This window comes from Lactobacillus sp. UBA5813, from assembly GCF_002417895.1.
GTDB classification, from domain to species: Bacteria; Bacillota; Bacilli; order Lactobacillales; family Lactobacillaceae; genus Lactobacillus; species Lactobacillus amylolyticus.
Genome location: NZ_DICZ01000009.1, coordinates 105,255 through 112,431 on the forward strand (window position 1 = coordinate 105,255; position 7,177 = coordinate 112,431).

Annotated in this window: 8 protein-coding genes; 1 reads left to right on the forward strand and 7 read right to left on the reverse strand. The window is 37.2% G+C overall.

Annotation, left to right across the window (positions count from 1 at the left end; translation table 11 throughout):
* Position 1: 1 nt before the first annotated feature.
* The 7 genes from murD to B2008_RS02040 all read right to left on the reverse strand — a co-directional run bounded on the left by murD (position 2) and on the right by B2008_RS02040 (position 6,790).
* Positions 2 to 1,381, reverse strand: coding sequence for a UDP-N-acetylmuramoyl-L-alanine--D-glutamate ligase (gene murD / locus B2008_RS02010; protein WP_281828484.1), 1,380 nt, complete (start codon positions 1,379 to 1,381; stop codon positions 2 to 4).
* Positions 1,382 to 1,389: 8 nt separating this feature from the next.
* Positions 1,390 to 2,349, reverse strand: a complete 960-nt coding sequence (gene mraY, locus B2008_RS02015) for a phospho-N-acetylmuramoyl-pentapeptide-transferase (protein WP_281828485.1) — start codon at positions 2,347 to 2,349, stop codon at positions 1,390 to 1,392.
* Between the two features lie 4 nt (positions 2,350 to 2,353).
* Entirely contained in the window at positions 2,354 to 4,525 is a 2,172-nt protein-coding gene (locus tag B2008_RS02020) for a penicillin-binding transpeptidase domain-containing protein (protein ID WP_281828486.1), read from the reverse strand.
* Positions 4,525 to 4,887, reverse strand: a complete 363-nt coding sequence (ftsL, locus tag B2008_RS02025; RefSeq protein ID WP_281828487.1) for a cell division protein FtsL — start codon at positions 4,885 to 4,887, stop codon at positions 4,525 to 4,527. The genes B2008_RS02020 and ftsL overlap by 1 nt, the downstream gene beginning before the upstream one ends.
* 13 nt (positions 4,888 to 4,900) lie before the next feature.
* Positions 4,901 to 5,848, reverse strand: coding sequence for a 16S rRNA (cytosine(1402)-N(4))-methyltransferase RsmH (gene rsmH / locus B2008_RS02030; RefSeq protein WP_281828488.1), 948 nt, complete (start codon positions 5,846 to 5,848; stop codon positions 4,901 to 4,903).
* Position 5,849: 1 nt separating this feature from the next.
* A complete protein-coding gene (mraZ, locus tag B2008_RS02035; RefSeq protein WP_281828489.1) occupies positions 5,850 to 6,281 on the reverse strand; it encodes a division/cell wall cluster transcriptional repressor MraZ in 432 nt (143 codons plus the stop codon).
* Positions 6,282 to 6,460: 179 nt separating this feature from the next.
* Positions 6,461 to 6,790, reverse strand: a complete 330-nt coding sequence (locus tag B2008_RS02040; protein ID WP_281828490.1) for a DUF3397 domain-containing protein — start codon at positions 6,788 to 6,790, stop codon at positions 6,461 to 6,463.
* A 92-nt stretch (positions 6,791 to 6,882) separates the two neighbouring features.
* Here B2008_RS02040 and B2008_RS02045 point away from each other — a divergent pair, with 92 nt between their 5' ends.
* The gene (locus tag B2008_RS02045) at positions 6,883 to 7,008 is read left to right on the forward strand and encodes a DUF4044 domain-containing protein (protein WP_006351407.1); all 126 of its coding nucleotides are present in this window, start codon (positions 6,883 to 6,885) and stop codon (positions 7,006 to 7,008) included.
* Positions 7,009 to 7,177 lie beyond the last annotated feature (169 nt).

The window sequence follows — 7,177 nt, forward strand, 5'->3', positions numbered from 1 at the left end:
TTTATTTAGTCTTTAATTCCTTTACAAAACTTACGAAATAGTCTCCACGTTCTTCGAATGTTCTAAATTGGTCCCATGATGCACATGCTGGTGAGAACAATAAAACATCACCAGGTTCGGTTAATTCATATGCCTTTGGTACTGCCTCTTGTAAAGTGTTTTCGATTACAATATCTTTAATGCCAGCTTTTCTTGCTGCATCAGCCAACAAATACTTGGTTTCACCATACAAAACAATGGCCTTAACATGCTCTTTAAAAAGCGGAACCAATGAATCAAAAGTAAAGCCACGATCAAGTCCACCTGCAATCAAAACCTCTGGCTGCTTAAATGATGGAATAGCCACAGTGGCTGCTTCAATATTGGTTGATTTTGAATCATTATAAACTTTTCTGCCATCCAAAGTCATGACATATTGCAGACGGTGCTTAGCACCAGCAAAAGTGCTTAAAACAGCTTGAATATCATCATTTTCGGCACCCATTAATTTGGAAATAGCAATGGCAACTAAACAGTTTTGTTGGTTATGAATACCTGGCAATTTAATGTCATCGATCTTCATAATCTCTTCGCTTTGACTTTCAAGGTATTCATCACCAATAAAGTAGTCCGCTGAATTATCTTTTTCAGAGAAGGTTTGAATTTTTGCTTTAGTAGTTTCTTTTTCCTTCTTCAAAATATCTTTTTGATCAAAGTTTGCAATGAAATAATCTGCTGAATTTTGGAAACGAGTAACATTCAATTTGGCATTTACATAATTTTCGAAAGTCTTGTGATAATCCAAGTGAACATTATGATAAATATCTACAATTGCTGCCACTTTAGGATCGATATCAGTGACACCCAATAATTGGAAACTTGAAATTTCAACCACCAAGATGTCATCCTTTGTGGCTTTAGTAACTACCTCGGAAATTGGGACACCAATGTTGCCAACAGCATATGCATGATGCCCAGATTTTTGCAAATGATGATCCAAAATTCTTTGCGTCAGCATAACTGTAGTAGTTTTACCATTTGAACCAGTTACGCAAACATAAGGTGCTTCACTGCAGCTTAAAGCAATCTCAGGTTCTGTGATAATGGGAACTTTCTTTTCTTCAGCTTTTTGCACCATTGGATTTTCATAAGGAATTCCTGGGTTTTTAACCATGTAGTCAAAATGCTCTTGATCGAATAATTCAACGGGATGATGTCCGCCAATTACTCTTACGCGCAACTTTTTGAGTTCTTGTGCTTTATCATTTTTTTCCAGATCAGCCTTATCATTTAAAGTCAACTTGGCGCCTAATTGAAGAAGCACTTTGCTAACTGCAAAGCCACTTTTTCCTAAACCTAAAACTAGAATATTTTTATCTTTATATGTATCGATCTGTTTCATTTATTGTTTTATCCCCAAATACATAAGTAAATAATACTGCCAATCAAACCTACGATCCAAAAGACAATATCGACTTTCCATTCTGACCAGCCTAACATTTCAAAGTGGTGGTGGATTGGCGTCATCTTAAAAATTCTCTTCCCTGTAGTTTGGAAAGAAATAACCTGCAGAATTACACTTGCAGTTTCACAAACAAAGACAATACCAACTAAAAGCAAGGACCATGGTCTGTTAAGAAAGATACTTACAGCTGCTAAACCACCACCAAGGGCCAATGAGCCAGCATCTCCCATAAAGATTTTAGCTGGTTTATGGTTGAAGATGAAGAATGCAATTAAACCACCAATTACACTCATACAAAAGATTAAGATAGCTGAATTGTGTTGCTTAAAGGCAAGATAAGCATATGTACCATAAGCTACGATTGATAAACCTGTTGCTAAACCATCCAATCCATCTGAAAGGTTAACAGCATTTGAAAAGCCAACCAACCAGAAAATGATAAAAATAGTGAACAATACAGCACTCTTAACAATGCCAGCAAATGGAATGTATAAGCCAAAGCTAAAATTGTCACTAGCAGCAATTAAAACAATTGCAATCGCAATCACAATTTGCAAAGCTAATTTTTGCCATGCACGTAAGCCAAGATTACGCTTGTAATAAAGTTTAATACCATCATCCAGGAAGCCGATAATACCGTACCCCAATAATGAAATAATCAAAATCCAAACTGTTTTAGTAATTTGATGTTGCCAAGCCGAAACCCAAATAGTGGAAATAACTGCGGCAATTACAAAAATCGTACCTCCCATTGTTGGAGTGCCGGATTTCTTTTTGTGCCATTTAGGTCCTTCATCACGAACTTCTTGTCCTTCATGATGAGAATGCATAAACATAATTAACCATGGCAAGAAAATAGCCGTTAATACCAGTGAACTCACTAGTGCAATAAAGCTTATTACCATCTTGTTACTCCTTTAAATTAATACTAATCTTTTGCCCTGTTTTTATCTTGGTACCAACTTTTAGACTCTGTTTATTAACGGTACCTGAGCCTTTAATCGTTAATTTAACTCCAGTCAAGTTTGCAAACTGATTCAGCTCTTCTAGGCTCCAACCCTTCATGTTTGGACATTTAGCTGTACCATTACCTAGAAGAAGGATAGTTGAACCGGAAGATACTTTTTGTCCCTTTTTGACACCCTGTTTAACAATTTTGTCGCCACTAGAAATCTTTAAAACGTTTAATCCAGCAGCAGTTGCCTTTTTCTTGGCTTTAGCATAAGACATCTGCGTTAAGCTAGGTGTTTTAACTACTGAAGAACTAGAAGCCAAACTTTCACTCTTAGACATAATGACAACCCGACGCATAACTGGCTTGAAAATTGATGCAAGAATCTTTTCAGCAGATACCGTCATCTTTCTTGGTTGCTTTAATGTCAAATAAACGCAATAACGTGGATTCTTAGTTGGCGTAACACCGACTACTGAGAAGATATAGTTGCTGTCACCAGTTAAATAGCCGCCACCGTTTGGTTTAGCAATTTGCGCCGTACCGGTTTTTACTCCCAAACTAATACCTGACATCTTGTATGCATAACCGGTACCAATTTGTTTGTTTAAAACTCGCTTCATATTCTTAATCAACAATTTACAAGTAGCTTTGCTATAAACAGGTTTTCCAACTTTTTTAACTTGGTAGGATTTAATCGTCTTGCCATTTGCATCAGTAATCTTATCAACAAATTGTGGTTTAACCATTTGACCATTATTGCCCAAACTACTGAATGCTTGCATCATTTGCATGACATTGACATTAACACCCTGACCAAAACTCGTTACGGCTTGGTCGGTAACTCCCTTAAAGGAAATCAGTCCTGCTTGTTCGCCTGGCAATGTTACGCCCGTCTTTTTACCAATTCTAAAACGATTCAAATATTTGCGCCAAGTTTTGGCACCCATTGCCTGCTCAATATGAACTAAACCAACGTTACTTGAACGTGGGAATGCTTGAGACAAAGGAATACTTCCCCAACCAGAAGTGAGCCAGTCATGGATAGTTGAGCCACCAACACTTACAGATCCTGAATTGTAGTACTGGTTAGGGTGATAATTGCCACTATTAATAGCCGCAGCCAAAGTCAATATCTTGAAGACCGAACCAGGTTCATAGGTATCTTGAACCAAGATATCTCGATATGATTTAGTTAATCCCTTTTTGGTTTGCGGATTAAAAGTCGGTCTTTGAGAAGCAGCCATTACTTTCCCAGTTTTCATATCTTCAACGACTGCCGTCATACTTACTGGATCATAAGCTTTTTGAACTTCAATCAGTTTTTCTTCCAATAGACTCTGAAGTTGCGAATCAAGCGTCAAATATAAATTGTTTCCGTTCTTTGCAGCTTTAAAGGTCTGAGTTGAATTAGGCGTTTGATTCTCTGAAGCATCAACTGAAGAGATTTTATAACCATCTGTTCCAGTCAAAGTTTTATTGAACCACGCTTCTAGTCCCATTGTTCCGACAATTGTCTGCGAATTAGTCTTCTTGTTGTATTCTGGTTGAGCTAAACCAACAACGTGCGATGCAAAAACACCATTCGGGTAAAGCCGTGAAGGAGTTTCGATAAACTTAATTCCTGGCAATTTCATCGCTTCAATTTTTTCTTTTTGATCTTTAGTTAAGCCGCTACCGGCAGAACCAAATTGAACTTGAAAGGCTTTAGACCTGGGTGAAAGATACTGTAGAATCTTCTTTTCCGAAATCGGCAAAACCTTTGCCAATTGCTTCACTGTTTTTTGTTTGTTAACAACGTATTCTGGTTTATTTTTATAATTAATCGAAGACTTGTCTAATATCGCGTAAATTGTATAAAGATGCGAGTCCTCTGCAATTACCAAACCATTGCGATCATAAATCGTTCCTCGATTAGCTTTAAGCACTTGATTGCGCATATAAAGCTGTTTTGTCCGAGTCGACAAATTTTGACCTTGGACTGTTTTTGAAATACCGATATATAAAAATCTTCCCACAAACACAAGAAAAACCAAAGCCACGGCTAGTTGGAGAATTCTCCCCACCGTAAAGCGGTAGCCGTGGGCTTTGGATTTTTGTAGTTTTAAACTATTATTTTTCTTTTTCATTAGCGAACTGTCCTAATGTTTTTTTCAATTAACGTTAGACCTTTACTGCGAGCAATCTTCTTCAAGCGTGAAATAGAAGTCAATTCACTAATTTCTTGATTGAGACTAGCGATATTGTTTTGTTTATTGGTAATGGATTGTTCAACGCCTGAGAGCTTTTGCTGCGCTGAGGTCGCAGAAATACTTGAAGAAACTAGGAAAACCATCATTCCTAAGGTAATGGCGCTTCCCAATACAACTAAAGTCCTTTCTAGACCTGTCCAACGCACTTGATGTGGATTCGGAGCAATCCGCCTAACTTTAACAGATTTTGGTTCTCTGTTTGGTTCAAATTCAATTCTTCTTGCAGAACTATCAGCCATAAACATTTCCTCTTTATATCTTCTCTGCAACCCGTAGTTTTGCACTGTGTGAGCGTTTGTTGTTTTCCAATTCCAAAGCAGAAGCAGTAATAGGTTTGCGATTCACCAAACGAAGTGTTGGTTTCATTCCATCTGGAATCATCGGCATCCCTCTGGGTACTTCTACTTCAGAGTATTTCTTAAATATTTTTTTAACGATTTTGTCTTCATCAGACTGGAACGTTATTACGCTGATCCGCCCTTTCGGACGTAAAAGCTTAACTGCTTCCTCAAGAGAAGTTTGCAAGACTTCTAATTCATGGTTAACCGCCACTCTTAGAGCCTGAAAGCTTTTCTTTGCTGGATGCCCGCCAGTCCTTCGTGCATAAGCAGGAATTGCTTCTTTGATGATATCTACCAGTTCGAAGGTAGTTTCAATTGGCTTTTCTCTGCGTTTTTCAACGATTCGATGAGCAATTTGACGTGAAAATTTTTCATCGCCATATTTGTACAAAATATTTGCCAAATCTCGTTGACTGCTTTGATTTACTAATTGATATGCATCAAGCTCTTGGCTTTGATCCATTCTCATATCTAATCTCGCATTATATCGATACGAAAAACCCCGCTCAGCTTGATCAAATTGTGGTGAAGATACACCTAGGTCATAGTAAATGCCATCAATGCCATCTGGATAGCCCAGCTTTACTAGGTCCTGCTCCAAATGACTAAAGTTGTCATGTACGAGTTGTAACCTAGGATTACTATCCTCTTGTAATAAATCAGTAAAGTTCAACTTTGCTGCCTTTATTGCATATTCATCTTGATCAAAACCAATTAGTGTCCCCGTATTCAACTTGCTTAGCAGATATCTCGCATGTCCACCACCGCCGAAAGTTGCATCGACGTAAAGACCACCGTCTTTTGGTTTTAAATTATCTATAGTTTCGTGTAAGAGTACACTGGTGTGTTTGAATTTCATATTATAGTCCAATGTCATCCAAATCTTCTGCGATGTCATCATAGTTTTCATTAGCGGACTGTGAAAAGTCTTCCCAACGTTCCTTAGACCAAATTTCGATTCGGTTAGAAACACCTACGATAACACATTCTTTTTCAAGCCCGGCGTGTTGTTTTAATGTCTTGGTCAGATTAACACGACCTTGCTTGTCAAATTCGCTTTCCATCGCACCAGAATAAAATAAACGCATAAAATTACGTACATTTCTCTTAGTCAACGGAAGTTGCGCTAATTTGGCTTCAATTTCATGCCATACATCTAATGTATAGCCGAAAATGCAGCCTTCCATTCCTCTGGTAAATACCATTTTGTCACCAATTTGATTACGCATTTTCGCTGGTATAATCAAGCGACCTTTACTGTCCAAATTATGATGGTATTCACCCATGAACATGGTCTAGCCCCCTCCCACAGAATAATTTACCACAATTCACCACTTCATACCACACAATGACCTAAAAAGGTCAAATTTTTAAATATTTTTATTTTGATTTAGCTTTTTTGAATAAATAAAAAAGCTTTGAAGCTTGATACTTCAAGGTTAATGATCATTCTAATCTAAATGTGGGGATTTTAAGCCATCATCATGCAAATTAAGCCCAAATACCACATCACTGAGCAAAGACTTAAGTAGCCCCATAATTTATGGATAGTCTTGCCTAAAGCAATATTTTTCTCCTTTACTGCAGCTCCAATTGTTAAGACAATTGCCAACAAAAAGAAAAGCAAAAAGCCATACGGCAAAAATGATGGTCTGTTTTGTAAATTAGTAATTAAATTGCAACTTGGGATAAAGAAAAAAGGTAAAACATCGTATCCTTTAAATTGAGCTTTTGGGAAAATTTTCGTAACTAACCCGGCCACTAAAATTCCTATTACTGGTATCAAAATTATCAAAAGCATTATTTTCCCTCCATCTTTTCTATTCTACCTTTTTACTTCATTGAAAAAAACTGGTAAGAAGAATAAAATGTAACAAATAGGAGGTTTAGTTCATGGCACGTAGAAAGAAAAAGAAGTCCTTTTTTCAAAAGTTAACTATCGTAATGGCACTCTTAATGGCCTTTATTACGCTAGCCGCAATTATCGCGCAAGCTTTAGCTTCTCTTGGAGCTTTTTAAAAACAAAACAAAACAGACTAACCTAGTGTTGGATTATGAATCGACGGATTCATGATCCGGCACTTTTTATTTTGCTTAAAATAAAAAGCGAAGATAAAGCAAAAAGCCATACGTCTTTTGGACACTTGATGTCGTAAACAAAACGGACTGCTTTACCGGCCATTCTAAA